Genomic DNA, 26,628 nt, shown 5'->3' on the forward strand with positions numbered 1-26,628 from the left:
GAGTTTGATCTGCCTCCGCGGAGGGTGAAAGCCTGCGCCCTCCTCCTTGACGAAAGGCAGACACGGGTGCGTGAGAAGAGCCTGGAGTACATGCTGGATTGGATTGCCGTGCAGGAGCTGGTGGCCGAGTACGGGCAGGCCATCGACCACGGCAAGGACACGGGCGACTGGACCCGGTGGGAGCGGGTCTTCGCCCCCGAGGTGACGTCCGACTACTCCCGCTTCATGGGGGTGCCGCCGTCCACCGCGCCGCGCGCCGTGCTGGCACAGTTCGGCAACAAGGCGCTGGAGTGCTTCACCCGCGTGCAGCACTCCACCGCCAACACCGTGCGCACGGAGTTCACCAGCCCCACGCACGCCACGGTGCACGCCTACGCGGAGGTGTCCCACTTCTTCAACATGGACGGCTACCCCCAGGAGTGGACCCTGGTGGGGCGCTACACCCACGAAGTCGTGAAGACGGCCGCGGAGGGATGGCGCATCCAGAAGGTCACGCTGGATCCCATCCACCACCGGGGCAACCTGCTGGGCCTGGAGTTCGCCCGGGGCAAGCGGCTCGGAACGCCCTGACCCAGGTCACCGCGCGCGTTTCTTCCGGGACCGGGCGGGGGGCTTCGCGAGCGCCTCCGCCTGCGCCCTGATGGTCTCCGCCAGGAAGTCCACCACCGCGCGCACCCGCGCGTTGTGGGCCAGGTCCTCGTGGAACACCAGCCACACGGTCCGCTCCAGCTCCGGCAGCGCGTCGCGCAGCGGGACGAGCTCCGGGTGCAGGTGGCCGAAGAACGCCGGCAACAGCGCCACGCCCAGGCCCTCGCGCGCGGCCTGGAGCAGCCCCAGGATGGACGTCAGCCGCAGCGCCACGGTGGCCCTCGCCGCGTGCACGTCCAGCCACTTCGACTCCGGCCAGCGCCGCGAGTCCTGCGCGTAGCCCACCACCGCGTGCCCCTGCAGCCCCGTGTCGAAGCGCACCGGCCCCCGGCGGGCCAGGTACGCCTTGGACGCGAAGGGCACGACACCAATGGCAGCCACCTTCCGGGCCCGCAGCGACGCCTCCTGCGGGCGCACGAGCCGGATGGCCACGTCGGCCTCGCGCCGCGCGAGCGACAGGGCTTCGTAACCGGAGAGCAGCTGCAACTCGATTTCCGGATGGCGCTCCTGGAACGCGGCCAGCCGGGGCAGCACGTTGTGGACCAGGAAGGAGTCCGTCGCGGTGACCGTCACCGGGCCGGAGGGGCGCAGGTCCTCGCCGCTGGCGAGCCGCTCCACCCGCAGCGCCTCCGTCTCCACCGCCTCCGCGGCCGGCCGGATGCGCAGCGCCACCGCCGTGGGCTTCAGGCCCGTGGGTGTCCGGTCGAAGAGGCGCGCCCCCAGCTCCTTCTCCAGCACGGCCAGGCGCCGGCCCACCGTGGTCTGGTCCACCTTCAACCGCCGCGCCGCCGCGGAGAGGTTGCCCTCCCTCGCGATGGCCAGGAAGTGCCGCAGGTCACTCCATTCGGGCATGGTCTGCATTCTCGCAGAGGCGGTCTGCGGAAACGGGCATTTTCGCAGACCCTGCTCGACGCCATCCTCCCGGGCGTTTCCTTCCAACCCCAGGAGCCGTTCCCGTGAAGACCCTGCCCAAGCTCGTCGCCGCCGTCGCCGTCGTCTCCGCGTTCACCTTCGCCGCCGCCAGGGGCAAGGAGGCCGCGGCCTTCCAGCAGACCGCCTATGACAAGCTCGGCTGGACGGAGATGATGCCCGGAGGCCCGTCCGTGCACGTCCTCTGGGGTGACATGAAGAAGGGGCCGTACGCCCTGCTGATGAAGTTCCCCGCCGGGTTCGACTCCGGGCCGCACACCCACTCCGCCGGCTACCACGGCGTGCTGGTGAAGGGCCGCATGACGAACACCAGCGAGGGCGCCGTCGCGGCGGGCGCCGTGGAGGCGGGCAGCACGTGGGACCAGCCCGGCAAGGTGGTGCACCGCAACCAGTGCTCGCCGGACGCCGAGTGCGTGCTGCTCATCGCCCAGGACAAGCCCTTCGACTTCGCGCCCGCCAAGGCGAAGTGACGCGCTTCAGCGCGAGTCGCGGCGCTTCTGCTGCCGGGCGAACTCCGCCCGCAGCGCCCCGCCAATGCGCTTGCCCGTCACCTGGGTGGGCTTGCGGATCTTCTGGAAGTTCTTCGTCTCTTGGATGAAGCCACCACGGTGCTTCTTCGAGGTGGTCTCCTTCGGAGGCTGGAACATCGGCGGGGCTCCTGTCCGGGTGGCTGTCCCCGGAAGATGCATCACGCCCCGGAGGCTTGCCATCCCTCCAGGACGGAGCACGGGCGGGCAGGCTTGGATCCGGAGTGACGCGTTTTTGCAATCCAGGCCGGGGCTCCTGGCGTATGGGTCCGGGAACCAGGCAAGGGAGCAGACACCCATGACGAAGCGCGCGAGTGGTCCTTTCGACGTCAAGCTCACCCCCATGGCGCCAGAGGCCGGTGCGGTGGAGGCGGCCCCGGGCCGGATGATGCTCGACAAGCGCTTTCACGGTGCGTTGGACGCCACGAGCCAGGGGCAGATGCTCGCGGTGCGGACGCCGGTGGAGGGGTCCGCGGGGTACGTGGCCATGGAGCGCGTCAGCGGCACGCTGGACGGGCGGAGCGGCACCTTCGCGCTCCAGCACTTCGGCGTGATGACGCGCGGTGCGCCCCACCTGGTCATCTCCGTGGTGCCAGACTCCGGAACCGGCGAGCTGACGGGGCTCGCCGGTTCGATGACCATCGACATCGCGCCGGGCGGGAAGCACTCCTACGACTTCCAGTACACCCTGCCCTGATTCAGGGAGCGCAGTAGCGGACCGCCTGGAGCGTGTGGGACAGGGGGCTCTTGGTGGACGTCATCACCAGCGCACCCATCCAGCGCTCCGGAAGCTCCTGCAACTGGACCCACTGCGCGTACCGGTGCAGGGGCAGGTACTCGGGTCCAGGGGTCAGGTCCGCCGGGACGCCCTCCTTCCCCAGGGCCCAGAACCGGCCGCGCCACGAGAAGAGGGGATCGCTCTCTTGCGAGTTCCTGGAGACGGAGAGCCACGCGGCCTGAAGGCCACGAGACGTCACCGCGGTCCCGGCCCAGGAGGCTTCCATGGGGGTCGTCGTGGCCAGGGTGCGATTGCTCACCTCGCCAAAGAGGTTCCCCAGGACCGTCAGCACGCGCTGACCGGCCTGGATGCCACGCAGCACGATGGCTGGAGACGCCAGGGCGTCGCCCGCCGCCGCGCCCAGGTCCACGAGCCGGGTCTCCGGATTCGCCTCGGAGGGGAACGTCCGCTCATCGCCCACGGGTTGCAGGCCGGCGTCGAAGCGCTGGAGCCGCAGCAGTCCCTCGACCGCGCCGTCCTTGATCTCCTGGGCCAGGACCACGAAGCCACCGTCACGCAGCCCCATCACGTCCACGCCGTAGAGCACCGTGTCCTTGGCGATTGCCTGCATCAGGACCCGAGGAGCCACCACGGACTGGCCGTTCAGCTCCGTGAGCGCGCCCCGCACCTCACGGCCCCCGGAGACGAACGAGGAGCTGTTCCTCCAGGCCGAGAAGATCCGGGTTCCATCCGCCGACACGGCCGCCGCGGTGGCCCTGTCGCCCACGGTCTGGTCGAAGAGAAGCGCCCCCCCCTCGGGCTCGCCCTCGCGGGGCACCCGGTGTCCCTGCTCATCCAGCAGGATGAGGTGGCCCCGGGTGTGGTCGCCATTGGGTCCCGCGGATGAGTAGTACAGCGCCGGTCCCTGGGACGTGCGCAGCAGCCGGGTGCTCACCGTGTCCAGCGCGAGGACGTCATCCTGGACCTCCACCGGAATCTCCGTGGTGCCCAGCGGCGTCATCGCGGTGTCCATCTGGATGACACGGGCCACCACCTCCCGGTCGAAGACCACCGCCAGGACACCCTCCGTCACACGGAGGCTGCTGATCCGGCCTGCGTGCGGAGGCCATCCCAGCGACGCGACCTGTGACCAGGACGGCGGCGGATCCGTCACGCCGTCGCAATCATTGTCCAGACCATCGCAGCGCGTCTCCGAGGCCTCGTAGTCCGCGCCATACGAGAGCGCGGTGCACACCGGCTCGTAGGCCCCATCCACCAGGGCGCGCCGGGCTCCAGAACAGACGCCTTGCGTCTTCTCACAGGGCAGCGGCTCCCCCAGGGAGCCCGCGTCGGTGCCGGCATCCACCTCCACCTGCGTGCCGCCGTCATCGCCTTGCGCGCCACCAGCATCCGGAGTCCCCGAGTCCACGCTCCCGGAGTCCGGGAGCGGATCCACAGGCGGATCCGAATCCTCGCATCCCCCCAGCACCCCACTTCCCACCGCCAGCACCACCGCCCAACGCCTTGCGCTTCGCATCCGCACTCCCATCATCCCCTCTTTGGCGGACCTGCAATGGGATCCGCCCCCGGATGAATCCTAATCCATATCAACGCCGCGCAGGTCAAGCGCCAGCCTTCACCCGGACCCATGACAGGGCTTGAAGACCCGCGAGCCACGCTCCCATGACCAAACCATGACGAAAGTGGTTCATCCGGACCCACCGTGTCGCGGTCTCCACGGTCGCGGGCACGTCGGGTGATTGCATCAGCCGAATCATTGTCGGGATGAAGTACGAAAAGGTCAGCAGCCGATCCACGAGCGCCATGAGCGCGGCCGCGAGCCACCATGTCCGCAGCGGCCCCGTGGCCCGCGTGGCGAAGTACAGGCTGGCCAGCGTGAGCAGCGTCAACGGCCCGGTGCTGACGAAGCCCCAGAAGCGCCGCCCCACGTCGGGTGTTCTCCATGAGCCCCGGCACGCCCTCCTCGCCCAGATTGGCACCGACATCGTCCGCTTCCAGGAGGCCTCCGTGGAGTTCGACTCCGCCGTGGGGCAGGTGCTCGCGCTCGGCCGCGCGGAGCTGACGTGTCTGGCGCAGCTGCACTTCGGAGGCCCCGCGCCCCTGAGCGCCGTCGCGAAAGACGCCGACGTGGAGCGGCTGGAGCTCGCGGGCTACGTCCAGCGCGAGGGCTCGGGAAGCAGCAGGAGGCTCGCGCTCACCGCGCACGCACGCGAATGGATTGAGACGCTCTGGGGTCCCGTCCAGGCGGATGGCCTCCAGCTGATGTCACCCCTGACGGACGCGGAGCTGAAGGTCATTGCCCGCTTCCTGGGCGAGGCACGCAAGTCCCAGGACCGCCACGCCGCCCGCGTGGCGAAGCTGCTCCAGGAGCCCGGAGGCACCCGGGCGGCACGCCGGCGTGGGGGCCTCTCCGCCGCCGCGCTCCACCGCGTGCGGCTCTTCGTCGAAGCGCACCTCGCGCGGAAGATAAACGTGGGCGAGCTGGCCCGGCGCGGGCCTGAGCGTGTTCTACTTCACCCGCGCCTTCCGCCAGTCCATGAGCATGACCCCACATGCCTACGTGCAGCAGCGGAGGGTGGAGCGGGCGCGGGAGCTGTTGAGCCACACGACCCGCTCCCTCGGAGACATCGCGCTCGAAGTCGGCTTCAGCTCCCAGAGTCACTTCACCACGGTGTTCCGCCGGGTGACGGGGCTCACGCCCGCGGTGCTCCGGCGCGCAAGCCTTCGCACCCACGACTGAATCAAGGCCCGAGGCCACCCTCCAGCCCGGAGAGGGCCGCCGTGCTGTTTCAGGGGGATGGGAGGGAAGATCCGGCCCGGAGCGCGTAGAAGTGGCATGGCCCGTCCCAAGAGTCCCTTCGTCTGGATCCTCCTCGCGGCCGGAGGCGCCTGCGCGCTCTGCTGTACCGGCGCCCTGGGGCTCATGGCCCTGGGGCTCTTCGCCGGAGACGACAGCGCCACGCCGGGGGCTCCGGGCGCGGTGGCCCGGGGACGCGGCGACCCCGGTGAGCCCGGCGGCTTCGCCTTCGACGCGCCCCAGGGATGGAAGACCCAGGCGGACGGGCGCTTCATCCTGGAGTGGGACGAGCGGGGCGACACCCTGGGCGTCGAGGCGCTCCGGCTGCCGGCCGTGCCCGGGCTCGACGACGCCGAGGGCAAGCTCGCGCGGATGTGGCAGGAGCGCGTGGGCGCGGACTGGAACGACGTGAAGCCGAACCCGCTGGTGATGCGGCGCTTCATGGCCAACGGGGCCCGCGCCTTCTTCACCGCGGCGGTGGTGCGCGCGAAGAACAACGACCGGACCTTCCGCGTGAGCCTCTACCTGGTGGAGGCGCAAGACCGCCTGGAGCCGCTGGTGTTCATCCAGAGCTTCATGACGCCCGGAGGCCTGGGCGAGGCCATGTCGGCTTCGTTCTCCTGGAACACGTCCTACGCCCGCGTGGAGGAAGCGCTGAAGGGCGTGCGCGGGAGCCCCGTGGGGCTGCCGCTGGTGGACGACCCGGAGGTGGTGGGCCACTTCATCTACGGCAGCAGCACCAGCGCCCAGTGGGTCAACACCTTTACCGGGAGCACCACCATGACGGCGGTCTCCTACAGCGCCGAGTACACCTTCAGCCCCGGCCACGCCTTCCAATACAAGTACGCGGGTGCGTCCGGCCAGGTGGGCGCGATGCGGTTCGGCTCCGAGGACGACCAGGGCACCTGGAGCGTGAAGCACGACGTGCTGACGGCCGCCGGAGCGAAGCGCACACGCCGGTTCCTGCTCATCGGGGCCGCGCGCACGCCAGAGGGAAAGCGCACGCTCTACCTCATGCCGGAGCACCCGGGCTGGTCCCTGTCCCCGGGCGCCATCGGGCAGAACGGCGAGCTGTACGTGGCGGCGGATTGAAGAACACGCCCGCTGCCCGGTGACACCGCCGGGCATCACCGGTGTTCCATCCGCCGGCTGGAAGAAGCACCGGCCCTTCCCTCACAGGAGATGGAACATGGCTGTCCTGCACCGAGGACTGCGGGTGGGTATGGCATTGCTCGCGAGCGTCATGGCCCCCGCCTGCGGGCCGGAGCTCCCGTTTGGCAGCGAGCTGGAGCTGGGTGAGCTGGAGGCCCAGGACCTGGCGGTGGAGACGGCGCTGCCGCCCCTCGACCGCGAGGCCCTGAGACAGGCCATCGCGGGGCTGCCCAACGCGGAGGTCACCGGCGCGCTGGTCCGGGTGAGCGGCGCGGACGGACGCTGGCTGGGCACGTCCGGCGTGGCGGACCTCCGCACCGGCGCTCCAGTGCACGCGGACGCGCACTTCCGGATTGGCAGCATGACGAAGACGTTCACGGCCACCGTCGTGCTCCAGCTCGCCGCCGAGGGGCGCGTGGACCTGGACCGGCCCGTCCAGCACTACCTGCCGCGCCTTCTACCCGCGGGCGTCTACGCGCCCATCACCGTGCGCCAGCTGCTCAATCACACCCACGGGCTGCCTGGCGTGCCGGTGCCGCAGAAGGACCCGGACTGGTTCTTCGAGAACCGCTTCCGGCGCTTCAGCCCGCGAGAGCTCGTCGCGCTGTCACTTCCTCCGGGTCCTCGCTTCGCTCCCGGCACGAAGCAGGAGTACGGCAACATCGGCTACATCGTCGCGGGGCTGCTCATCGAACAGGTGACGGGCCGGCCCTACGGGGACGCCGTGCGCGAGCGCATCCTGCGGCCGCTGCACCTGCGCGACACCTTCGTGCCCGGCAACGACGTGACGATTCCCGGACGCCACGCCCGGGGCTACGAGGAGCTCACGCCCGAGGACGGACAGTGCCCGGCCGGCGCCTTCGCGTACGGCGCGCGCTGCATGGTGGACGTCACCGAGGCCAGCCAGTCCGTGCCCTGGGCCGCCGGGAACATGATCTCCACCGCCGAGGATGTGGACCGCTTCCTCGTCGCGCTCTTCCAGGGGCGGCTCCTGCCGCGCAAGCAGCTGGAGGAGATGTTCACCGTCCCGGACCTGCCCGGCGCCACCTACAGCGTGGGCCTCAACCGGTACGAGCTGGGCGGCGTCACGTTCTGGGGCAAGAGCGGAGACCGGCACGGCTACAACAACGGGATGGGCGCCACGCGGGACCTGCGCCGGCGCCTCGTCTATTCGGTCAACACGCTCCACATGGGGGGCGCCCAGCCGGACATCGCCGCGCGGATCATCGCGGCGGCGCTGATGGCGCCCGCCCGGCCCTGAGCGGGGGCTACTTCTTCGCGGCGGGCTTCGCCTTCGCCTGCTCCGCCTGCTTCTTGAGCGCGAGCAGCGTCCCACGGGCCCGCTGCGTGGACTTGCGGCGCAGGCCGGGGTCGTACTCGATGGCCTTGCTCAGGTCCTTGAGGCCTTCCGGCACCTTGCCGCGGCGCAGGTGGATTTCACCGCGGCCCACCAGCGCGTCCACGTTGGAGCTGTTGAAGCGCAGCGCCTGGTCGTACGCGTCGAAGGCGTCATCCACGCGGTCCACGGTCATGTACGCGGCGCCCAGCTGCGCGCGGAACACCGTGTCGTGCGGCGAGGCGGCCACCAGGCCTTCGAAAATCTGGAGCGCGACCTTCGTGCGGCCGGCCTGGAGCATCTGGTGGCCCGTGGCGGCGTACTTGTAGAGCCGGTCGTTCGACATCCCGAGGAACTGGCCCAGCGTGACCTCTCCCCGGATGAGCTCCTCCGTCAGCGGCGGTGCATCCTTCGGCGTGTCCTTGGGGGACTCGGCCTTGTTGCTCACGGCCTTGCTGCTCACGGGCACCTCAAGCCAGGGGGCCCGGTGCAAGCGCCCCCCGAATCCAGCGGGTTACTGTCAGACGAACAGGTTGCGCTTGACGATATCATTCAGGCGGCCGACGTCGTCGAGCGCGCTGAACATGTTCTTCACGCTGTCGAAGGCCTTCTGGATGCCCTCGCGGTGGTCGTCCTTGTTGTACTTGCCCAGGTCGTCCGCGCCCGTGAACGGGTTGAAGCCCAGCGCCTGGGTGTTGCCCAGCGCGTTGAAGGTCTTGGTGACGGCCTCGGTGGCCTTGCTCAGCGCGTTGTCGCGCGTCGCGTCGAAGGTCGCCTTGTTGAACGTGGCGGAGCTCGACTTGCCGTCCGCGCTGGAGGTGGCCTTCTCGCTCAGCGTCATGAAGTCGCCGGTCTTGAACTTGTCCACCGTGCCGTCGTTGCCCGTCACCTCGCGGCCGCCGTAGGACCAGGAGGCCGTGGAGTCGCCCATGTTCAGGCGGTCCGAGAAGTGCTTGGTCGTGAAGTCCGCGGAGGTCTCCCAGCCGTCCTTCGTGATCTGCCCGACCTTGCCCTTGCCCTTGTCGATGTCCGTGACCTGGATGTGATCGTCGCCGCAGGTGATGTCCAGCTTGCCGGTCACCGTCATGCCGTTGCCGTACGGGACGCAGCCCACGTGGATCTGCGTGCCGTCACCCAGCACGAAGGTCGTGTCGCGCTTGAAGTCGAACTTGCCGCCGTCGCTCTCGTCGACGTGCGGGTCGCCCCAGATGCGGGTGCTCTTGCCGTCCGGGCCGGAGATCTTCCACTCCTGCGTGCCCAGCTGCTCAATCTTGTAGCCGCCCGGCGTGGTGATGACGCCGTTGCTGTCCACCTTGAGCTTGTCCGCGGGGCGCATCTGCGCCTCCCACTTCGGCGCCTCCGAGGGGAAGGCCCCGCTCGTCGACGCCTGCTCGGGCGTGGACGACTGGCCGCTCACGAACGAGCTGCCGTCCGCGGTCTTCGAGGTGGCCGGCTGCGCGGAGGCCTGCTTCAGCTGCGCATCGATGAGGGACAGCGCCTCGTTGGCGGTCGACTCGATGAGCTTGAGGTTCTTCGCCAGCTCCGCCTCGCTCAGGCCGGGGGCGTTGGTGGTGCTCTGGAGGACGCGCGCGCTGTTGCCGGTGGAGGTGATGCCAGCCATGTTTTCCCCTCGATGATGGCGCCTCGGAAGGCGCGGACTTTCTGAACCTGGATTATCCAGCAGGCGCGATCAGAAGTTGTGCCCACACGGTGAATTCCAGCAGGGTGGGAAGCAGGGCGCCAGACCCGGTGGGGGGCCTGGCGCCATCCCCGCGAAACTACTGGTTTTCCAGGGCGATGCGCAGGCCGGTGATGAAGGCGTACTTGATGGTGGTGGCGTTCGCCTTGTCGTCCTTCACCATGTCGTGGGCCTTCTTCAGCCAGGCGTTGACCTCCGCGTCGCTGGGAGGCCGGCCGTTGGGCCCCAGGACCTCGCGGAAGGCCTCGTTCAGCAGGCGGCGCAGGGTGCCGTCATCCGTCTTGTCCAGGCCGTCACGGGCCTCGCGCATCATGGAGGGCAGGTGGGTCTTCACCCCCGTGGCGTTCATCTTGTCGTCGTCCACCATCTTCCGGGCCTTCTGGGTCCAGGTCTCCAGCTCGCCGGAGGTGGGCTCGCGGCCGTAGGTGTTCTTGAAGGCGTCCTTCACCAGGTTGCGCAGGGTGGCGGTGTCCGTCTTGTCCAGGCCGTCGCGCACGTCGCGCATCATGGACGGCAGCGTCGTCTTGACGCCGGTGGCGTTCATCTTGTCGTCGTCCACCATCTTCCGGGCCTTCTGGGTCCAGGTCTCCAGCTCGCTGGAGGTGGGCTCGCGGCCGTAGGTCGTCTTGAAGACGTCCTTCGCCAGGTTGCGCAGGGTGGCGGTGTCCGTCTTGTCCAGGCCGTCACGCACGTCGCGCATCATGGACGGCAGCGTCGTCTTGACGCCGGTGGCGCTCATCTTGTCGTCGTCCACCATCTTCTGGGCCTTCTCGGTCCAGGTCGCCAGCTCGCTGGAGGAGGGCTCGCGGCCGAAGACGGTCTTGAAGATGTCCTTCGCCATGTTGCGCAGGGTGGCGGTGTCGGTCTTGTCCAGACCGTCGCGCACCTCGCGCATCTTCGAGGGAAGGTTGTACTTGATGGAGATGGCGTCCATGCCGTCATCCGCCAGCTTCTGGGCCTCCGCCGCCCACCTGGTGAGTTCAGCATCACCGGGGGCCCGGCCGAAGACGGTCTTGAAGGTCTCCGCCGCCACGTTGCGCAGCTCCGCGGAGCCAGGCTTCACGGCGGTGCCGGCCTGGATCTCACGGAGCTTCGCGATGACGGCGTACTTGATCTCCGTGCCGTTCTTGCCCTTCCCCGCCAGCTCCTCCGCGAGCTTGACCATCTCCTTGCGCTCGCTGGTGGTGGGGACGCGGCCGATCTGCTGGTAGGCCTCATCCACCCGGGAGGTGATGGCGGACGGGCTGGGGCGGCTGTCCGGCAGGAGCGGTCCCCTGGCGGCCGGGGCTGCCTGGGCGGTGACGTAGCTGGTGCGGGCCGTCTCCACCGGAGCCGTGGTGGGGGTCGCCGCCGTCGCCTGCGTGGCGGTCAGCTGCTGCAAACCCTTGAGGAAGTCGAGTTCCGCTGACTGGGCCGACTTCGCGGTCGGCTGGCTCTGGGTATTGGAAAGAACAGCGTTGAGCGCGCGCTCGACAATCTTCACTGGAATCTCCTTGGGAACAGCGGGAGTCCTCCCCCGTCTTCAATTATCCGTGAATATCCAGGAAAGTTACCTCAAGCGCCAGAACCAGAACTTTCTACAGGAAATGCAAAAGAAAGCGGCGGCGTGCATCGCGCGGCAACGCAGTGCATTAGCACCCGGGGACAGCGCAGGTGTCTGGTCGCCTGTCCGCACCTCAACGCCATACCTGGTGAGGCGTTGAGTGCTGGGGATGTGTCTCCTAGAAGGCGTCGCTCACCGTGGACAGCCCTGGCTGTCCCCATCGAGGTCTCCCCATGATGAGCCGTCTTTCGCGCGTGTGTCTGGGTCTTGTGTTCGTCGTTGGAAGTGCTTGTGGCGGGGGTACGGAGGACACGCAGGCCGGTGAGCCGCTGGGCACCGTCCAGGCGGAGGTCGCAACGCTCGAGTACAACGTGGCCGGCGGGAACTGCGACTCCTTCGACTTCGTCACCTTTGGCCAGGACGGCTCCGGACAGTGGGGCCAGGGCGCCTTCAACAAGCAGTACGACAGCTTCTGCGTGATGGACGACCGGTCGGACGGCAAGCGCGTGGGCATCCACTGGCGGCTGGGCGACGACTCCCGCCGGGGCCTGTGTGTCTTCACCGGCGGGGCGAACGGCTCCGGCAAGTGCGACAAGGACCTTCCGGAGGGCAAGCGGCTGGAGCTGCGCATCGGCCGCTGCGACGGCAGCGTCTCCGCCTGCGACACGCCGTCGGCCGGCTGGAGCTGGGAGCCGTGGGGTAGCACCACGACCAGCCCCTGATTCCGGCTGGGTCGCCGGTCCGTGGCGCGGTAGCCTGCCGCGCCACGTTGACCGGAGGCCCCGCATGGCCGTGTTGGAAAAGCCTGTCATCATCGGTCGCTCGAGCTCGCACTTCACGCGCATCGCGCGCATCTTCGCGGCGGAGCTGCGTGTCGACCCCTCCTTCCAGGTGGTGCGAGACCTGCTGTCGACGGACCCGGGGGACTACGGCGGCAATCCCGCGCTCCGGATCCCTGTGCTGAAGACCTCCCGGGGTGTCTGGTTCGGCGCGCTCAATGCCTCCCGTGAAATGTGGCGGCAGTCGAGCCCCCGGCTCCGCGTGGTGTGGCCGGAGGACCTGGACACGCCGCTGCTGGCCAACATGCAGGAACTCACCCTGCAGGCCATGGCGACGGAGGTGACGCTGGTCATGGAGAAGATGGCCGGCGCCGGTGAGGGCACCACCCATGCGCGCAAGCTGCGCGAATCCCTGCTCAACATGATGGCGTGGCTGGAGGAGAACGCGAACGCAGCGCTCGCGGCCCTCCCGCCCGAGCGGGACGTGAGCTACCTGGAGGTCACGCTCTTCTGCCTCGTGACCCATCTGGAGTTCCGGGACGTCCTGCCCGTCCAGCCGTACGCGGCGCTGAACCAGTTCCGCCAGCAGTTCGAGCAGCGGCCCTCCGCCAGCGAAACCCGCTACCGCTTCGACACCTGAGCCCGCGAGCCCTTCATCGCGCCCCGAAGCAGGCGGCGTGGCGCAGGCTGTCGCGCATCGCGCTCAGCTCGTGGATCCGCTTGTCCAGCTTCTCCGCCTGGGCCGTGAGCATCTTCCGGTCGATGCGCGGCCGCCTTCCCGGCGCGAACACGCGCGCGATTTCATCGAGCGAAAAGCCCGCGGCCCGCCCGAGGGCAATCAATGCCAGCCGCTCCAGCACGCCGGGGTCGAACAGGCGGCGAAGCCCCCGCCTGCCAACGGAGGCAATCAGCCCCTTCTCCTCGTAGAAGCGCAGCGCCGAGGCTGGGACCCCGGAGCGCCGCGCCACCTCCGTGATGTCCAGCGCGTCCATCCCCTTGACCTCAAGTTGACTTGAAGTGGCACAGTGCTGCCATCCGTTCTTGAAGGCAAGCAGGAGGAGACGCACATGGATGTCACCCGCCAGACCCAGGACGAACAGACGGCGCTGTGGAACGGCACCGCGGGACGCGCCTGGGCCGAAGCGCAGACGGTGCTCGATGCGATGTTCAAGCCGCTCGAGGACCTGCTCGTGGAGGCGGTCGTCGCCAGCGCCGCGAGCCAGGTGCTCGACGTGGGCTGCGGCACGGGCGCCACGACGCTCGCCGTCGCGCGGAGGCTGGGCCCGCAGGGCCGCTGCACCGGCATTGACCTCTCGGAGCCGATGCTCGCCGTCGCCCGCGCCCGGGCCGAAGAGGAAGGCACTCCAGCGAGCTTCGTCCGCGCCAACGCGCAGTCGCATGCCTTCGAGCCCGCCAGCTTCGACCGGATCATCTCGCGCTTCGGCGTCATGTTCTTCGACGACCCCGCCCGCGCCTTCGCGAACCTGCGGCATTCCGCGAAGGACAGCGCCACGCTTCACCTCATCGCGTGGCGAGGCCCCTCGGAGAACCCGTTCATGACGACGGCCGAGCGCGCCGCGGCGCCGCTCCTTCCGAACCTCCCCGCCCGCCGGCCGGACGCGCCGGGACAGTTCGGCTTCGCGGATTCAAACCGGGTCCACCGCATCCTGGCGGAGAGCGGCTGGACCGGAATCGACATCCAGCCCATCGACGTCACCTGCACCCTGCCCGAAAAGGAGCTGGTCCCGTACCTGACCCGGTTCGGGGTCCTCAGCCGGTTCCTGCCGGAGCTGGACGACCCGAGCCACGCCCGGCTCATCGAAACGGTCCGCGCCGCGTTCGAGCCCTTCGTGCACGGGGCGGACGTCCGCTACACCGCCGCCTGCTGGAGCATTGGCGCCAGGAGTCCCTAGAACACGAACCAGGGACTCACGATGAAACCAGGGTGCGCCGCAGGAAGGGGAGCGCCCTGCCCCAGGCGTCGTGCCAGTCCTCGGGGCGCATGGTGTGGTCTGACTCGGGATACTCGTAGTGCGTGACGTGCGAGCCCAGCTGGGGGAAGTCCCTCCAGAGCCGGTGCGCGAAGTCCCGGGCCTGGTGCGCGGGGACGAGCCGGTCCCTCCCCGCGTTCAGCAGCAGCAGCGGATGGCGCGCGCAGTCCCAGGGCCGGTGGACGGGCGCGTGCCGCATCAGCTCGCGCAGTTCGTCCGTGACGTGGCCATCCGGGGGCGCCCAGTCCGGTGAGCCCAGCAGGGAAACCGTCGCCTGGACCCGGGAGTCCTCGGCCGCCACGGCCAGCGCGGTGAACGCGCCAAAGGAAACACCCGCGAGCCCGATGGGCCCGTGGCCCTCGGCCACCACGTGGTCGATGACCCGGGAGACGTCGTGGACGGCCTCGCGGATGAAGGACAGGAAGCGCGCGTGCGCGTCCGACGGGCCGAGCGAGTGCATCCCGTCGAGCCACGCGTCGCGCCGGGCGCCGTGATGCGGGGCATCCACGCCGACAGCGGCCAGGCCCCACGCCGCGAGCGCCTCCAGCTCCGCGCGCTGATCATCCGCGTTCGAGAACAGCCCATGGAGCACGATGACGGCCGGAACTGGCCGGGGCTCACCGTGCACCTTGAGGACCGGGATGCGGCCATCCACGAGGAAGCGGTATGCGTCAGGCATGCGGGGAGTATGCCCCGCTGCCTGGCTCAGGTGGGCCAGTTGCCTTCCGCGGGGTGGGGGCCGTCCGTGAAGGCGCGCACCAGGTGCGTGCCTCCAACGAAGGCGCCCGCCCAGGAGCCGCCCCTGCCTCCGAAGGACTCCTCCCGGTCGCCTCGCGAGCGCAGCGCGTTGATGCCCACCTTGAAGGCATGCAGCCGCGCGGCGATGCGCCGGGCCAGCTCCGGGTCATCCGTCGCCACCGAGGCCACGAGCGCGCCGTTGGAGACGTTGGCCTCGCGCAACAGCTCTTCCTCCGAGTCCACCGACACCAGGATGTCCACGGGGCCGAAGGGCTCGCGCAGGTAGAGTTCACTGTCCCGGGGGATGCCGAAGAGCAGCACGGGCGGCAGGTACGCGCCCCGCTCCTGCCGCTCGGTGAAGGCGTCCTCCGCGAGTTCCCCCTGATGCAGCAGCTCCGTGCCCAGCTCCCGGGCCTCGGCGATGAGGGCCCGGAGCTCCTCGGCCTTGCTGGGAGAGATGAGCGGCCCGAAGTCCACGTGCGCGCCCAGGAGCGGATGGCCGACGCGCAGCGTGGAGACGGCGTCGACGTACGTCCGGACGAACTTCGGGACGAGCGGCTTCTCGACGACCCAGCGCGTGTACGCGGTGCAGCGCTGCTTGCCGAAGTCGAAGCCCGCGCGAATCTGTCCGGCGAGCCGGTCCCAGTCCGAGAAGTGTGTAATCGCGTAGGCGTTCACGCCCTCCATCTCCAGCGCGTAGCGCTTGTCCGTGTCACGCAGGCGGCGGTGGACCTCGCCGCCGTTGGCGCGGCCGCCAATGAAGGCGACGCCCGCGATGCGGGGATGCGCGACGAGCGCCTCGGAGAGGTCCCTGCCGCGTCCGCCCACGAGCGAGACGGGAAGCCCCGCGCGGCGCAGCAAGGCGAAGGCAATCGTGAGGGAGACGCCGCCGCCCTGGGTGGGAATCTTCGCGATGACCGAGTTGCCCGAGAGCGCCTGCACGAGCACGTTGAGCAGCAACACGGAGAAGGGATAGTTCCAGGAGGCGATGTTGGAGATGAGGCCCAGCGGCTCGCGGTCCTCGAGCATCCCGTCCATCCGCTCCAGGTACCACGCGATGCCCGCGAGACACCGGTCCACGTCGTTGGAGGCCGTGGGCAGCGTCTTGCCGATGTCCCACGCCAGGATGCGGATCAGCAGGTCGCGGTGCGCATGGATCAGCACCACCGCCTCGGCGACCGCACGGGCGCGGTCCCGGAGCGGACGGGCCGCCCAGGGCGCGAACTCGTCGGCGGCATGCTCGACGCCCGCGGCGACCTGGGAGGCACCCAGCAGCGGCAGCTCCGCGATGACGCTGCAGTCGATGGGCGACACGGCGCTGAACCAGGCGGGCGGCACGACCCACCTGCCAGCGACGGGTGAGAGCAGCCGGCCCTGCGCATCAAAGGCCTCTGGCACGGCCCTTCGGGCTTCGATGAGCAGGCGGCGGCTTTCGAGGTGCCGAAGGGGCTCGCCAACACGTCCGGTCTCCAGCATGGGTGCTCCTCCTCGCGCGTGGGGTTCGCGCTGAATCGGTTGAGGGCGCGACCCATGACAGGCCGCGGCATGCCGGAAGTATCGGCATGCACACGGCGTCTGTCTGGGGAGGCAGGAAGGGGGCCGGTCCCCAGGACGCCCCGGACGGCGAGGTCACCGCGCCAGGATGAGGATGGCCATCCCCACGACGAGGACGAGGATCATCAGCGTCTTCTGCGGCAGGTTCGCCTCGCGAAAGAGGAAGGCGGACAGGAGGAAGGCGACGATGAGGCTGGTCCGGCGCAGGACGGACAGCAGCGACACCAGGGCGTGGGGATCCGCGATGGCGTGGAAGTAGATGAGCTCCGCCAGCACCCAGGAGATGCCCACCAGCGGAACGGCCCAGCTCCACCGCAGGCCCATCCCCCCACCTCCCCTGCGCAGCATGTACGGCACGAAGAGGAGGACGGACAGCACGAACCGCTGGAAGGCGGAGTGCGCCTGGATGGCCAGCGTGGGCAGCTGGATGACGAGGTACTTGTCGTAGACCGTCGTCACCGCCGACAGCACCGTGGCGGACAGCATGAGCAGGACCGGCGTGCTCCGGAAGACGACGATGCCCTCCTTCCGGCCGATGACGGAGAGCACGTAGTAGGAGCAGACGGTGATCATCAGCCCCAGGAACTGCATGGGCGTCAGCAGCTCCCGGAACATCACGAAGCCGCCCGCGAGCGTCCACAGCGGCCCCGACGCCCGGACCGCGCCCGCGATGGAGATGGGCAGCTCCCGGACCGCTTGGTACGCGAGGATCCACGACGCCGTCATCGCCACGCCCTTGGGCAGCAGGAGCGCATGCTCCCGGAGCGACAGCCCGAGCGGGTCGACATGGATGGGCAGCGCCCCGGTGAACAGGACGGGCACCCAGACCAGCGCCCCGAACAGCGAGGACCACATGACGACCGGGATGACGTCGTTGTCCGTCATCGCCTTCTTCGTCCAGACGTCATAGAGGCCGAGCATCACCCCCGCGCCCAGACCATAGGCAATCCACATGTCAGCCTCCCCGTGAGCGGAAGGCCGCCAGCGTCTGGCGCAGGTGGTCCGTGGACCTGGTCCCCGTCAGCACCCAGCCGCGGAAGGGCTGGCGCAGAACGTGGTCCAGCGACTCCCGCAGGACGGTCTCGCGCGGGCGGTCCGTGTCATGGAGCACCTGTCCCATGGCGAAGGGCCGGTTGATGAGCACCTGGAGCCCGTGCCGCGAGGCCAGCGCGAAGACCGGCTCCAGGGTCCGGTTCAGCGTGTTGTAGGGAAACTGCAGGTGCGAATAGAGGCCCACCGCGCAAGCGGCCTCCGCCGCCGCCACGTCGCTGATGCTCGCGCCCAGCCAGCGGATGCCCAGCGAGCGGGCGTATTCGAGCGTGCGGACCACGCCGGGCGCGCCCACGTTGGCGGCGGTGGCCTTGTGCACCTGGAGCAGGTCGACGCGCCCGAGCCGGCGCAGGCTCTGGTCCAGGCTGCGGCGAAGCGCGTCGTGCGAGTGGTCGGTGAAGGAGGCCTGGGTCTGCGCGTCCCAGTGCTCGCCCAGCTTGGTGGCCACGAGCAGCCCTTCACGGCGAGCCCCCAGCGTCGCGAGGAAGGCCCCGAAGCGCTCCTCGCTGGTTCCATACGCGGGGGCCGTGTCGAAGCACTGGATGCCCGCCTCGAAGGCCACCTCCAGGAGGCGCCGCGCGTCCGCCTCGGACGGAGGAGGTTCGGAGCGGTAGCCCCAGGTCCGGCCAATGGACAGCAGCCCCAGCCCGAGTCCGGCCTCATGCGTGGCGCTCATGGCGCCACCTTCGGATGGAAGAAGGACTGAGGCTTCGCGTCCTCCAGGCGGAAGGCGCCACTGCCCGCGATGACCTGCCCCACGCCGAGCACCAGCCCCCGGGCCGTGCCGGAGCCCTTGAGGACGGAACCGCGCAGGTCCGGGTCCGGGCCGCTGAACGCGGTCCCTCCGGCCAGGGTGCACCTGTCCACGGTGATGGCCCCCAGCACCTGGGTCCCCGACCCCAGCTCCGTCTGGCCAAAGACAGACGCCCCGCCCAGGTAGCGCCCCCCGTCGCCAATGACGATGCGCGCCTGGGGGCTGTTCGCCTTCGCGGTGAAGCCGCCCTCGCCGAACTGGTTGCCATGGCCGATGGAGATGGGGCCGGTCTCCGCGGCCATCAGGGTGCCGGTGTGGAAGACATTGCGGTCGCCCAGCGACAGCACCGCGGACGCCGTGCAGGTCAGGGTGACGCAGGGGTGGAAGACATTGCCCTCACCGATGCGGGCATGCCGGGAGATGAGCACGGAGAACGGGTCGAAGATGACGTTGCCCCGGCTGGCCAGCCCGAGGACCTCCTCGATGGTCAGCAGGTCCGCCGCGCGGCGGGGGGCATTGAGGGCGGAGAGCAGGTCCAGGTCAGGCCGCATGGGAGGACTCGCGACGGGCAAGGGTGAGGTTGGCGTGGAGGACGTCACAGGGGCGCTTCGCGATGAGGCCGTCCTCCAGGCGCTCGTAGAGCCGCGCCGTCAGCACGTCCGTCAGGAAGGGCGTCTCCGTCATCTTTCCCGGCAGGATGCAGATGTGCCCGGGGACGGGCTCATGGATGGCGATGTTGAGCGAGCGCGCGGCGCTGGCGTCGGGCGCGAAGTCCACCTTCGTGCAGGCCACGTCCGTGAATGGCGCGCCGTTCTTCCACCCCGGCACCAGCCGCTCCAGCGCGCGGTGGAGGTTGTCCGCCTTCTCCGCGATGACGTTGTAGTCAGGCTCGGTGCAGAGGAGCGCGTCCTCGTTCAGGCCGACGATGCTGTAGCCCCCGTGGTGCATCATCGCCGCTTCGTGCGCGTCCACGTAGAACAGGCCGTGGGCGCCCAGGCGCGGCACGACGACCAGGTGGCTCTTCCAGTAGCGGATGGGGAGCTCCAGCTGGAAGAAGTCACGGAAGAGGTCCCGGGCGCCGAAGCCCGCCGAGTACACGAACAGCCCGGCCTCGACCTGGAGCGTCTCGCCGCTGGCGGTGCGGACGCTCGCCTCCAATCCATTGATGCGCTCCAGGCGGGCCCCGGTGAGGACCTCGGTGCCGCCCTGCTGCGCCGACGTGAGGAGCTTGCGGTACAGCATCCGGGTGTTGAGGCTGACGTCCGCGACCTCGAACACGGCGGCCGCCCGGGACAGGTCCGCGGACGGGAAGCTCGCGGACGCCGCGGCCCGGGTCCGGGGCCGGTACCAGACGCCGGCCTCGTCCCACCGGGACACCAGCTCCTGGACCCGGTCCGCGTCGCGCACCAGGACCAGCGGTGTCCGGTCCGCGTCCTCCACCGCCTCGGGGGCGAAGGCGCGGATCTGCTCGTGCCCGTAGATGCACCGCCGCGCCACCTGGACCGCGCTCTCCCGGTCGCGGATGGAGCCGGCGTGATAGCTGCCACGGTGCAGCCATCCCTCATTCCGCGTCGAGGGGCCGCTGGCGAGCGTTGGCTGCTTCTCCAGCAGCAACAGCCGCAATCCCAGACGCGACAGTTTGTGGCTGACCATCAGCCCGGTGATGCCTCCTCCCACCAACACCACGTCATAGCGGCGGACGTCGCGCGTCACGGCATGCCTCCTTGTCGTTGCATGGCGAATCCATTCCCGGCCCAAATCGTCACCAATACGTGACTTTCAAGAAATCCAAGCCGTGGCAGATTTGCCTGTTCAGCTTCGGCAACGGAAGGATGCGCGGCGTCTGTCCATGGCCGGGCCGCGGGTCCCCCTTGGGGGCGGATGGCCCGGGCTGCCGGGAAGCGACGTGCTGGCTTGGAAGCCGGGCCGGGTGTCTCCGGATTCACGCGTGCGCGCGCACTCCCCGGGGTCCATTCCGGGCGCCCCCCCACGTCCTGCCGCGACGGGCACTGGCGCCGCATGGCGGCACGGCGCGACACGCATGCGCCCTGGACAATTGCAGCCAGCGTTCAAGTGATTGCCAGCCGGGAGTCGGGCGGCCACGCTCGCCGCATGGGACACAAGCGGCTGACGAAGCTGGGGGTGGTCGGTGGTGGGGCCATGGGGTGCGGCATCGCGCTCGAGTGGGCCATCGCCGGCAGGCAGGTGGTGCTCTTCAACAGGCAGGCGGACAGCAGCGAGGCGGCGCGCGTGAAGCTGGAGCGTGACGCGGCGCTGCTGGTGGAGACGGGGCTGCTGACGGCGGAGCAGCGCACCGCCGCGCTCGCGCGCATCCGGCGCACCACGGTGCTCGCCGAGGCCGCGGTGGGCCAGGACCTGGTCATCGAGTCCATCCCCGAGGACCTGGCGCTCAAGCAGCAGCTCTTCAAGGAGCTGGACCGGCTCACTTCGCCGGACACGCTGCTCGCCACCAACACCACCGCGCTGAGCGTGACCGCCATTGCCCGGGACTGCGCGCATCCCGAGCGCGTCCTCTCCGCGCACTACTACCTGCCCGCGCACCTGGTGCCGCTGGTGGACGTCATCCCGGGAGAGAAGACCTCGCCGGACGCGGTGGAGACGGTGCGTCGCTTCCTTGAAGAGCTGGGCAAGTCGCCCGTGGTGTTCGCGAAGGACGTGCCGGGCTCGGTGGGCCCGCGTCTGCAGCAGGCGCTCATCGGTGAAGCGCTGCGCATCGTGTCGGAGGGCGTGGCCACGCCGGAGATGGTGGACCGCGTGCTCACGGAAGGAATCGGGCGGCGCCTGGGCGCGTCCGGTGTCTTCGACCGGCTGGACCTGGTGGGGTTGGACTTCATCACGAACGTCCTGCGCGGCTCAGGCCGCCCGGTGCCTCCGGTGCTCGCGCAGAAGGTGGACCGGGGTGAGCTGGGATTGAAGACGGGCCAGGGCTTCTATCCATGGACGCCGGACAGCGCCGCGGCCTTCGAGGAGCGCATGGCCCGCCACCTCATCACCCAGCTGCGCGAGGACCGGGCCGCGGGCCGTACGCCCAAGCAGGAGTCCGGGGAATGAGCGCCAACGTCGTGCTCATGGACCCGGCGGCGCTGGCGGACTTCCTCGCGGACGCCGTGCGTGAGTACAAGGCGTGCACTCCGGAGCTGCCGCCGCGCAGCTGGGCCGTGCTGCTGGGGCGCTTCACGGACGACGCGATGCAGGTGGAGCGCGTGGGCTTCGCCACCAACATCCGCGAGACGGATGACAGCGTGCTCCAGGAGTTCAACGCGACCATCATCCCCCGCTTCGGCGCCTGCTACGCCAACGGGAGGCGAGGCTACTGGTGTGAGCCCCGCGAGCTGCTGCGCATCACCACCGAGGCCGAGGCGCAGGGGCTGGAGGTGCTCGGCTCCATCCACCTGCACCCGGACTGGCACCGCATCGGCCCGCCCCACGAGCGAGGCCTGCGCGTCAGCCAGGAGCCCACGCCCATGGACCGGCACCTGTTCCAGGGCAGCGGCTGGCCCCTCAACATGATCCTCTACCTGGAGCGGCGCGAGGGCGGGCTCTATCACTCACTCGGAGCCTGGGCCCCGCCCTCCGACACGGAACCCGACGCGGCCTGCCGCGCGCTCACCATCCGGTTGCGAACGCCGGAAGCGGGCTTGGGATAGCCACGCCGGGTCCACGCGAGGACCCGGCGTGACTCTTCTTTTCTACGCGGCGGCGTCTTGCGTTGCCTGGACCTCCGCGGCCTCGGGGGGGGCCACGGTGCGCGTCTTCGCGATGAGCAGGTAGATGGCCGGCACGAAGTAGAGGGTGAAGAGCGTGCCCAGCGCCATGCCCGTCACCAGCACCAGCCCGATGCTGTTGCGCGCCGCCGCGCCCGGTCCCGACACCAGGACCAGCGGGAAGTGGCCCGCCACCGTCGCCACCGTCGTCATCAGGATGGGACGGAGCCGTTCGGACGCCGCCTCCTTCACCGCTTCCAGCTTCGTCTTCCCCTCCTCCTGGAGGCGGTTGGCGAAGTCCACGATGAGGATGCCGTTCTTCGCGATGAGCCCCACCAGCGTCACCAGGCCCACCTGCGAGTAGATGTTGAGCGTGGTGGTGAAGCTGTCCGTGAAGTACGGCATCGTCGGGTTCGGCATCCGCAGGAACGTCGTCACCAGCGCGCCAAACAGCGCCAGCGGCACCGACCCCGCGAGGATGATGAGCGGATCCCGGAAGCTGTTGAACTGCGCCGCGAGCACCAGGAAGATCAACACCACCGCCAGCCCGAACGCCGGAGCGAACGAGTCGCCCTCCGTGCGCAGCTGCCGGGACTCACCCGTGTAGTCGACGCGGTAGCCCGCGGGCAGGATGCGCGAGGCCTCCGTCTCCAGGTAGGTCAGCGCCTCATCCAGCGGGCGGATGGCCACGCCGCTGAGCTTGACGGCGTTGAGCTGCTGGAAGCGGTTGAGCGACCGGGGCGCCACCTTGTCCTTCAGCGTCGCGATGGACGACAGGGCCACGAGCTTGCCGTCGGGGCCCGTGACGTGGATGTCCCTGAGCTGCTCCGGGTTGAGGCGCGAGGTCCGCAGCACCTGCGGGATGACCTTGTAGCTGCGGCCCGCGATGTTGAACCGGTTGACGAAGTTGCCGCCCACGGCGGACCCCAGGTCCTGGCCCACGGTCCCCAGGTTCAAGCCCAGCTGCGCGACCTTCTCGCGGTCGACCTCGAGCTCCGACTGGGGCTGGTCCAGCTTCACGTCGATGATGGGCGGGAAGGCGAACAGGCCGCTCTGCGCCGCCTTCTCCTGGAGCTGCTGCGCGAAGCCCAGCAGCTCGTCCGCCTCCGCCGTGGAGGCGATGACGAACTCCACCGGGAAGTTGCCACCACCCGGCAGCGCGGGGGGCTGGAGCGTGAACGTCTGGACCGCCGGAATGGCGTTCACCCGCTCCTGCGCCTCCGCCAGCACCTGCGCCGTGGTCCGCGTGCGCTCCTTGAACGGCTTGAGCACCAGCCCCCAGAAGCCGTTGCTCGGCTGGACGATCTGGAAGTTGAAGCTGGACTCCGGCATCGACATCAGCGTCTCGCTCGTCTTGGTGATGGACGGCTTCAGCTGATCCAACGTGGAGTTGGCCGGAGTGCTGACGATGCCGATGACGAAGTCCTGGTCCTCCACCGGCGCCAGCTCCCGGGGCGACTGGCTGAACATCATCAGCGCGAGCACGCTCAGGAAGATCCACGCCGCGTAGACGGGCCCGCGCACCAGCAGCGAGCTGTCCAGGGAGCGCGCATACGCGGCCCGCAGGCGCTCGAAGGCGCGGTTGATGACGCCCGCGAGCCCCTTGTCCTCGTGCCCCGCCTTCAGGAGCACGGAGGACATCATCGGAGAGAGCGTCAGCGCCACCACGCCGGACAGGGCCACCGCTCCGGCCAGCGTGAGCGCGAACTCGCGGAACAGCGAGCCCGTGAGGCCGCCCTGGAAGGCGATGGGCGCGTACACCGCGGCCAGCGTGAGGGTCATCGCGATGATGGGGCCCACCAGCTCGCGCGCGCTCTTGAGGGCGGCATCCACCGGGCGCAGCCCTTCACGCAGGTGGCGCTCCACGTTCTCCACCACGACGATGGCGTCATCCACCACCAGGCCCACGGACAGCACCACCGCGAGCAGGGTGAGCAGGTTCACCGTGAAGCCGAACACCTGCATCAGGAACACCGTGCCGATGAGCGACACCGGGATGGCCACCACCGGCACCAGGATGGAGCGCACCGAGCCCAGGAACAGGAAGATGACGAGGACCACGATGATGAGCGTCTCAATCAGCGTGCTCACCACCTCGTCGATGGCGTTCTGGATGTAGTCCGTGCCGTCGAAGGCGACGCCGCCTTTTATCTGCTCGGGCAGGTCCTTCTTGAGCGACTCCATCTCCACGCGGATGCCCTGCATGACGTCCAGCGAGTTGGCGTTGGGCAGCGCCCAGATGCCGACGAACACGGCCGTCTTCCCGTTGAGCGTCACGTCGGTGTCGTAGTCCTCGGCGCCCAGCACCACGTCCGCGACGTCCGACAGCCGCACCACCGCGCCGCCGTCCTTGCGGACGATGAGCTGCTTGAACTCCTCCACGGAGCGCAGGCCCGTGTTCGCCGTGAGGTTCACCTGCACGAGCGAGCCCTTCGTCTGGCCCACGGCGGCGAGCGTGTTGTTGGTGGCGAGCGCCTGGCGGACCTGGATGGGGCTGACGTTGAGCGCGGCCATCTGGTCCGGCTTCATCCACACCCGCATGGCGAACGTGCGCGCCCCGAGGATGTCCGCGCGCTGCACGCCCTCCACCGAGGACAGCCGGGGCTGCACCACGCGCACCAGGTAGTCGGACAGCTCGTTCTGCTCCAGGAACTCGGAGGTGAAGTTGAGGTACGCGACCGCGAACTGGCTGTCCGCGGACTCGATGCTCAGGATGGGGACCTGGGATTCCGGCGGAAGGTCGCCGCGCACCTGGTCCACCTTGGCGCTGATTTCGCTCAGGGCGCGGTTGGCGTCGTAGTTGAGCTTGAGCCGGGCGCGGATGATGGAGACGTTCTGCGAGCTGGTGGACTCGACGTATTCGATGCCGTCCGCCGCGGAGATGACGCGCTCCAGCGGCGTGGTGATGAAGCCCCGGACGAGCTCCGCGTTGGCGCCGACGTAGACCGTGGTGACGGTGATGTCCGCGTTCTCACTGCGCGGGTACTGCCGCACGTTGAGGGAGCGCAGGGCCTGCAGGCCGGCGATGATGATGATGAGGTTGACGACCAGCGCCACGACCGGGCGCCGGATGAACAGGTCGGTGAAGTTCATGGGTTCGCCTTCTTGCGTCCCTTACGGGTTCACCGGCTGGGGCGCGGCCTCGACGGGAGGCGCCAGCGCGTTGTTCACGACCACGGCCGCGCCGTTCTTCAGCTTGAAGACGCCGCTGCTGACCACGGTCTGCCCGGGCTTCAGGCCGGACGTCACCGCGACGTAGTCCCCCCGCCGCTCTCCCAGCCGCACGAACTGCTGCCGCGCCAGCAGGGCCGCCTTGCCCGCGGCGTCCTTGCCCTCGGAGAGCGTGAACACCGAGTCACCGTAGGGCGCGAAGAGCACGGCGGTGGCGGGGATGGCCACCACCTGCTCGCTGGCGTCGGAGAGCACCTCCACGCTGGCGAACATGCCCGGCAGGAGCCGGCCGTCCGCGTTGGGCACGGTGGCGCGCATGCGCACGTTGCGCGAGGACAGCTCCACCTCCGGGTTGATGGTGGTCAGCTCCCCCTCCCAGGACTCGCCCGGGAAGACGTCCACGCGCAGCCGCACCTTCTGGCCCTGCTTCACCTGGGCCAGCGACTGCTGGGGCAGCTGGAACTCCACCAGCGCCGGGGAGGAGGACTGCAGGGACGCGATGGGGATGCCCGGCGACACGAGCTGCCCCAGCTCCACCTGGCGGATGCCGATGCGGCCATCGAAGGGCGCGCGGATGGTCTTCTTGGCGATGAGCGACTTCAGGTGGGCCACCGTGGCGGAGGACTGGAGCGCCCGCGCGCGGACGGCGTCCAGGTCCGACTGGGTGTTGGCGCCCTGGGCGTTGAGCTTCTCGGCGCGCTCGCGGGTCAGCCGCGCGAGCTCCGCGTCGGCCTCGGCGCCGGCCAGCTGCGCCTGCTCGCTGGACGTGTCGAGCTGGACGAGCACCTGGCCCTTCTTCACCGAGGCGCCGTTCTCGAAGCGGATGTCGTTGACGACGCCCGGCAGCTCCGCGCTCAGGGTCACCCCCCGCAGCGCCAGCACGGTGCCCACGGCGCTGCGCGTCCCCTGCCAGCCGAAGGACTCCGCCTGGGCGGACGTGACCGACTCGGGAGGAGGCACGAAGGTCTCACCCGCCTTGATCATCGAGACGATCTGCCCTGCCTTGACGGCGGCGAGCCCCGCGAAGACCGCGAGCAGCAGCACCACGCCGATGATCCACCGCTTGAGGCGGCTGGCGCGAGGCGGTGGGGAGGACGTCACTTCAGGAGCGGAGGCATGCATCGTGGCACCCACGGGCTGGCGGGAGGCAGCCGGGTCAGGGAATGCGCCGCGCTCTAGCCGAACCGTTTCGCGTTTGCTCCCTTGAAAATCCGTTCAGGTTGTGACCTCTGGGGTTGGTCGATTTTGCCGAGCGGGCAGGCGGCGTGCCCGTTAGTGGGCCGCGCGCCTCGCGGCATCGGACGTGGGTCCACACCCCCGGGCCCATCACGACACAGCGATAGAGCCGTGGGACACACCCCGTCTCACCTGGCGAGCTATTCCCAGGCGCGGGGCATGCCATTCCGCCTGCTCCACGACCAGCGCACACGCCCTCCACGGCAGCCTCCGGCTGATTGCATAGCTTGATGAGCAGTCGTTCAACGACACACATGAA

Annotated in this window: 28 protein-coding genes; 11 read left to right on the forward strand and 17 right to left on the reverse strand. The window is 69.5% G+C overall.

The annotated features are described in order from the left end of the window. The first annotated feature begins 66 nt into the window (after window positions 1–66). Window positions 67–570 carry a nuclear transport factor 2 family protein gene (locus D7X55_RS00115; protein WP_120546871.1) on the forward strand — a complete coding sequence of 168 codons (504 nt, stop codon included), beginning with the start codon at window positions 67–69 and terminating at the stop codon, window positions 568–570. A gap of 6 nt (window positions 571–576) precedes the next feature. Here the strand turns inward: D7X55_RS00115 and D7X55_RS00120 are convergent, their stop codons facing one another. After that, window positions 577–1,500, reverse strand: a complete 924-nt coding sequence (locus tag D7X55_RS00120) for a LysR family transcriptional regulator (RefSeq protein ID WP_158616150.1) — start codon at window positions 1,498–1,500, stop codon at window positions 577–579. A gap of 104 nt (window positions 1,501–1,604) precedes the next feature. Here D7X55_RS00120 and D7X55_RS00125 point away from each other — a divergent pair, with 104 nt between their 5' ends. After that, window positions 1,605–2,048: a DUF4437 domain-containing protein gene (locus D7X55_RS00125; protein ID WP_120546869.1), complete on the forward strand. Its 444-nt coding sequence runs from the start codon at window positions 1,605–1,607 to the stop codon at window positions 2,046–2,048. A 6-nt stretch (window positions 2,049–2,054) separates the two neighbouring features. On the opposite strand, the gene D7X55_RS43175 is transcribed toward D7X55_RS00125, so the two are convergent. Next, window positions 2,055–2,225, reverse strand: a complete 171-nt coding sequence (locus D7X55_RS43175) for a hypothetical protein (protein WP_158626289.1) — start codon at window positions 2,223–2,225, stop codon at window positions 2,055–2,057. A gap of 178 nt (window positions 2,226–2,403) precedes the next feature. Here D7X55_RS43175 and D7X55_RS00130 point away from each other — a divergent pair, with 178 nt between their 5' ends. Beyond that, on the forward strand, window positions 2,404–2,802 hold the full coding sequence (locus tag D7X55_RS00130) for a DUF3224 domain-containing protein (protein ID WP_120546868.1): 399 nt from the start codon (window positions 2,404–2,406) through the stop codon (window positions 2,800–2,802). Between the two features lies 1 nt (window position 2,803). Here the strand turns inward: D7X55_RS00130 and D7X55_RS00135 are convergent, their stop codons facing one another. The 3 genes from D7X55_RS00135 to D7X55_RS44380 form a co-directional block, all read right to left on the reverse strand. Continuing rightward, window positions 2,804–4,360 (reverse strand): putative metal-binding motif-containing protein, encoded by a 1,557-nt coding sequence (locus D7X55_RS00135; protein ID WP_147442649.1) that lies wholly within the window; start codon window positions 4,358–4,360, stop codon window positions 2,804–2,806. A gap of 85 nt (window positions 4,361–4,445) precedes the next feature. Continuing rightward, entirely contained in the window at window positions 4,446–4,772 is a 327-nt protein-coding gene (locus D7X55_RS44375; protein WP_120546866.1) for a DUF1772 domain-containing protein, read from the reverse strand. 337 nt (window positions 4,773–5,109) lie between these two features. Beyond that, on the reverse strand, window positions 5,110–5,298 hold the full coding sequence (locus D7X55_RS44380) for a hypothetical protein (protein WP_233609408.1): 189 nt from the start codon (window positions 5,296–5,298) through the stop codon (window positions 5,110–5,112). Between the two features lie 49 nt (window positions 5,299–5,347). Between D7X55_RS44380 and D7X55_RS44385 the strand changes: the two genes are divergently transcribed. The 3 genes from D7X55_RS44385 to D7X55_RS00155 all read left to right on the forward strand — a co-directional run bounded on the left by D7X55_RS44385 (window position 5,348) and on the right by D7X55_RS00155 (window position 8,054). After that, on the forward strand, window positions 5,348–5,584 hold the full coding sequence (locus D7X55_RS44385) for a helix-turn-helix domain-containing protein (RefSeq protein ID WP_233609409.1): 237 nt from the start codon (window positions 5,348–5,350) through the stop codon (window positions 5,582–5,584). Window positions 5,585–5,680: 96 nt separating this feature from the next. Continuing rightward, entirely contained in the window at window positions 5,681–6,733 is a 1,053-nt protein-coding gene (locus D7X55_RS00150; protein ID WP_121721823.1) for a hypothetical protein, read from the forward strand. A 97-nt stretch (window positions 6,734–6,830) separates the two neighbouring features. Next, window positions 6,831–8,054: a serine hydrolase gene (locus tag D7X55_RS00155; RefSeq protein WP_121721824.1), complete on the forward strand. Its 1,224-nt coding sequence runs from the start codon at window positions 6,831–6,833 to the stop codon at window positions 8,052–8,054. A gap of 7 nt (window positions 8,055–8,061) precedes the next feature. Here the strand turns inward: D7X55_RS00155 and D7X55_RS00160 are convergent, their stop codons facing one another. From D7X55_RS00160 to D7X55_RS00170, 3 genes are all read right to left on the reverse strand, one after another. Further along, window positions 8,062–8,592, reverse strand: coding sequence for a tetratricopeptide repeat protein (locus D7X55_RS00160; RefSeq protein ID WP_233609411.1), 531 nt, complete (start codon window positions 8,590–8,592; stop codon window positions 8,062–8,064). A 57-nt stretch (window positions 8,593–8,649) separates the two neighbouring features. Further along, entirely contained in the window at window positions 8,650–9,750 is a 1,101-nt protein-coding gene (locus D7X55_RS00165) for a DUF1521 domain-containing protein (RefSeq protein ID WP_121721825.1), read from the reverse strand. 157 nt (window positions 9,751–9,907) lie between these two features. Then, window positions 9,908–11,311: a hypothetical protein gene (locus D7X55_RS00170; protein WP_121721826.1), complete on the reverse strand. Its 1,404-nt coding sequence runs from the start codon at window positions 11,309–11,311 to the stop codon at window positions 9,908–9,910. Between the two features lie 293 nt (window positions 11,312–11,604). Here D7X55_RS00170 and D7X55_RS00175 point away from each other — a divergent pair, with 293 nt between their 5' ends. Both D7X55_RS00175 and D7X55_RS00180 read left to right on the forward strand, forming a co-directional pair. Then, complete coding sequence (locus tag D7X55_RS00175; protein WP_147442647.1) at window positions 11,605–12,093, forward strand: hypothetical protein; 489 nt, start codon at window positions 11,605–11,607, stop codon at window positions 12,091–12,093. A 64-nt stretch (window positions 12,094–12,157) separates the two neighbouring features. After that, the gene (locus D7X55_RS00180) at window positions 12,158–12,790 is read left to right on the forward strand and encodes a glutathione S-transferase domain-containing protein (RefSeq protein ID WP_121721827.1); all 633 of its coding nucleotides are present in this window, start codon (window positions 12,158–12,160) and stop codon (window positions 12,788–12,790) included. 13 nt (window positions 12,791–12,803) lie between these two features. Here the strand turns inward: D7X55_RS00180 and D7X55_RS00185 are convergent, their stop codons facing one another. Beyond that, the gene (locus tag D7X55_RS00185) at window positions 12,804–13,142 is read right to left on the reverse strand and encodes a helix-turn-helix domain-containing protein (RefSeq protein WP_121721828.1); all 339 of its coding nucleotides are present in this window, start codon (window positions 13,140–13,142) and stop codon (window positions 12,804–12,806) included. A gap of 75 nt (window positions 13,143–13,217) precedes the next feature. Between D7X55_RS00185 and D7X55_RS00190 the strand changes: the two genes are divergently transcribed. Continuing rightward, window positions 13,218–14,063, forward strand: a complete 846-nt coding sequence (locus tag D7X55_RS00190; RefSeq protein WP_121721845.1) for a class I SAM-dependent methyltransferase — start codon at window positions 13,218–13,220, stop codon at window positions 14,061–14,063. A 16-nt stretch (window positions 14,064–14,079) separates the two neighbouring features. On the opposite strand, the gene D7X55_RS00195 is transcribed toward D7X55_RS00190, so the two are convergent. The 6 genes from D7X55_RS00195 to D7X55_RS00220 form a co-directional block, all read right to left on the reverse strand. After that, a complete protein-coding gene (locus tag D7X55_RS00195) occupies window positions 14,080–14,820 on the reverse strand; it encodes a dienelactone hydrolase family protein (RefSeq protein ID WP_121721829.1) in 741 nt (246 codons plus the stop codon). Window positions 14,821–14,846: 26 nt separating this feature from the next. Continuing rightward, the gene (locus tag D7X55_RS00200; protein WP_121721830.1) at window positions 14,847–16,355 is read right to left on the reverse strand and encodes an aldehyde dehydrogenase family protein; all 1,509 of its coding nucleotides are present in this window, start codon (window positions 16,353–16,355) and stop codon (window positions 14,847–14,849) included. A 153-nt stretch (window positions 16,356–16,508) separates the two neighbouring features. After that, the gene (locus D7X55_RS00205) at window positions 16,509–17,387 is read right to left on the reverse strand and encodes a DMT family transporter (protein WP_121721831.1); all 879 of its coding nucleotides are present in this window, start codon (window positions 17,385–17,387) and stop codon (window positions 16,509–16,511) included. A gap of 1 nt (window position 17,388) precedes the next feature. Further along, window positions 17,389–18,159 (reverse strand): aldo/keto reductase, encoded by a 771-nt coding sequence (locus D7X55_RS00210; RefSeq protein WP_120546855.1) that lies wholly within the window; start codon window positions 18,157–18,159, stop codon window positions 17,389–17,391. Beyond that, window positions 18,156–18,788, reverse strand: a complete 633-nt coding sequence (locus D7X55_RS00215; RefSeq protein ID WP_120546854.1) for a hypothetical protein — start codon at window positions 18,786–18,788, stop codon at window positions 18,156–18,158. The genes D7X55_RS00210 and D7X55_RS00215 overlap by 4 nt, the downstream gene beginning before the upstream one ends. Then, window positions 18,778–19,950 (reverse strand): FAD-binding oxidoreductase, encoded by a 1,173-nt coding sequence (locus D7X55_RS00220; protein ID WP_120546853.1) that lies wholly within the window; start codon window positions 19,948–19,950, stop codon window positions 18,778–18,780. The genes D7X55_RS00215 and D7X55_RS00220 overlap by 11 nt, the downstream gene beginning before the upstream one ends. 399 nt (window positions 19,951–20,349) lie before the next feature. Here D7X55_RS00220 and D7X55_RS00225 point away from each other — a divergent pair, with 399 nt between their 5' ends. Continuing rightward, the gene (locus D7X55_RS00225) at window positions 20,350–21,309 is read left to right on the forward strand and encodes a 3-hydroxyacyl-CoA dehydrogenase family protein (RefSeq protein ID WP_121721832.1); all 960 of its coding nucleotides are present in this window, start codon (window positions 20,350–20,352) and stop codon (window positions 21,307–21,309) included. Further along, the gene (locus D7X55_RS00230) at window positions 21,306–21,905 is read left to right on the forward strand and encodes a hypothetical protein (RefSeq protein WP_121721833.1); all 600 of its coding nucleotides are present in this window, start codon (window positions 21,306–21,308) and stop codon (window positions 21,903–21,905) included. Before D7X55_RS00225 ends, D7X55_RS00230 begins: the two co-directional genes overlap by 4 nt. 42 nt (window positions 21,906–21,947) lie before the next feature. Here the strand turns inward: D7X55_RS00230 and D7X55_RS00235 are convergent, their stop codons facing one another. Beyond that, entirely contained in the window at window positions 21,948–25,055 is a 3,108-nt protein-coding gene (locus D7X55_RS00235) for an efflux RND transporter permease subunit (RefSeq protein WP_121721834.1), read from the reverse strand. Window positions 25,056–25,076: 21 nt separating this feature from the next. Next, a complete protein-coding gene (locus D7X55_RS00240) occupies window positions 25,077–26,255 on the reverse strand; it encodes an efflux RND transporter periplasmic adaptor subunit (protein ID WP_120546849.1) in 1,179 nt (392 codons plus the stop codon). Between the last annotated feature and the right edge of the window lie 373 nt (window positions 26,256–26,628).

The sequence above is a fragment of the Corallococcus sp. AB049A genome (genome assembly GCF_003668885.1).
In the GTDB taxonomy this organism is placed as follows: Bacteria; Myxococcota; Myxococcia; order Myxococcales; family Myxococcaceae; genus Corallococcus; species Corallococcus interemptor.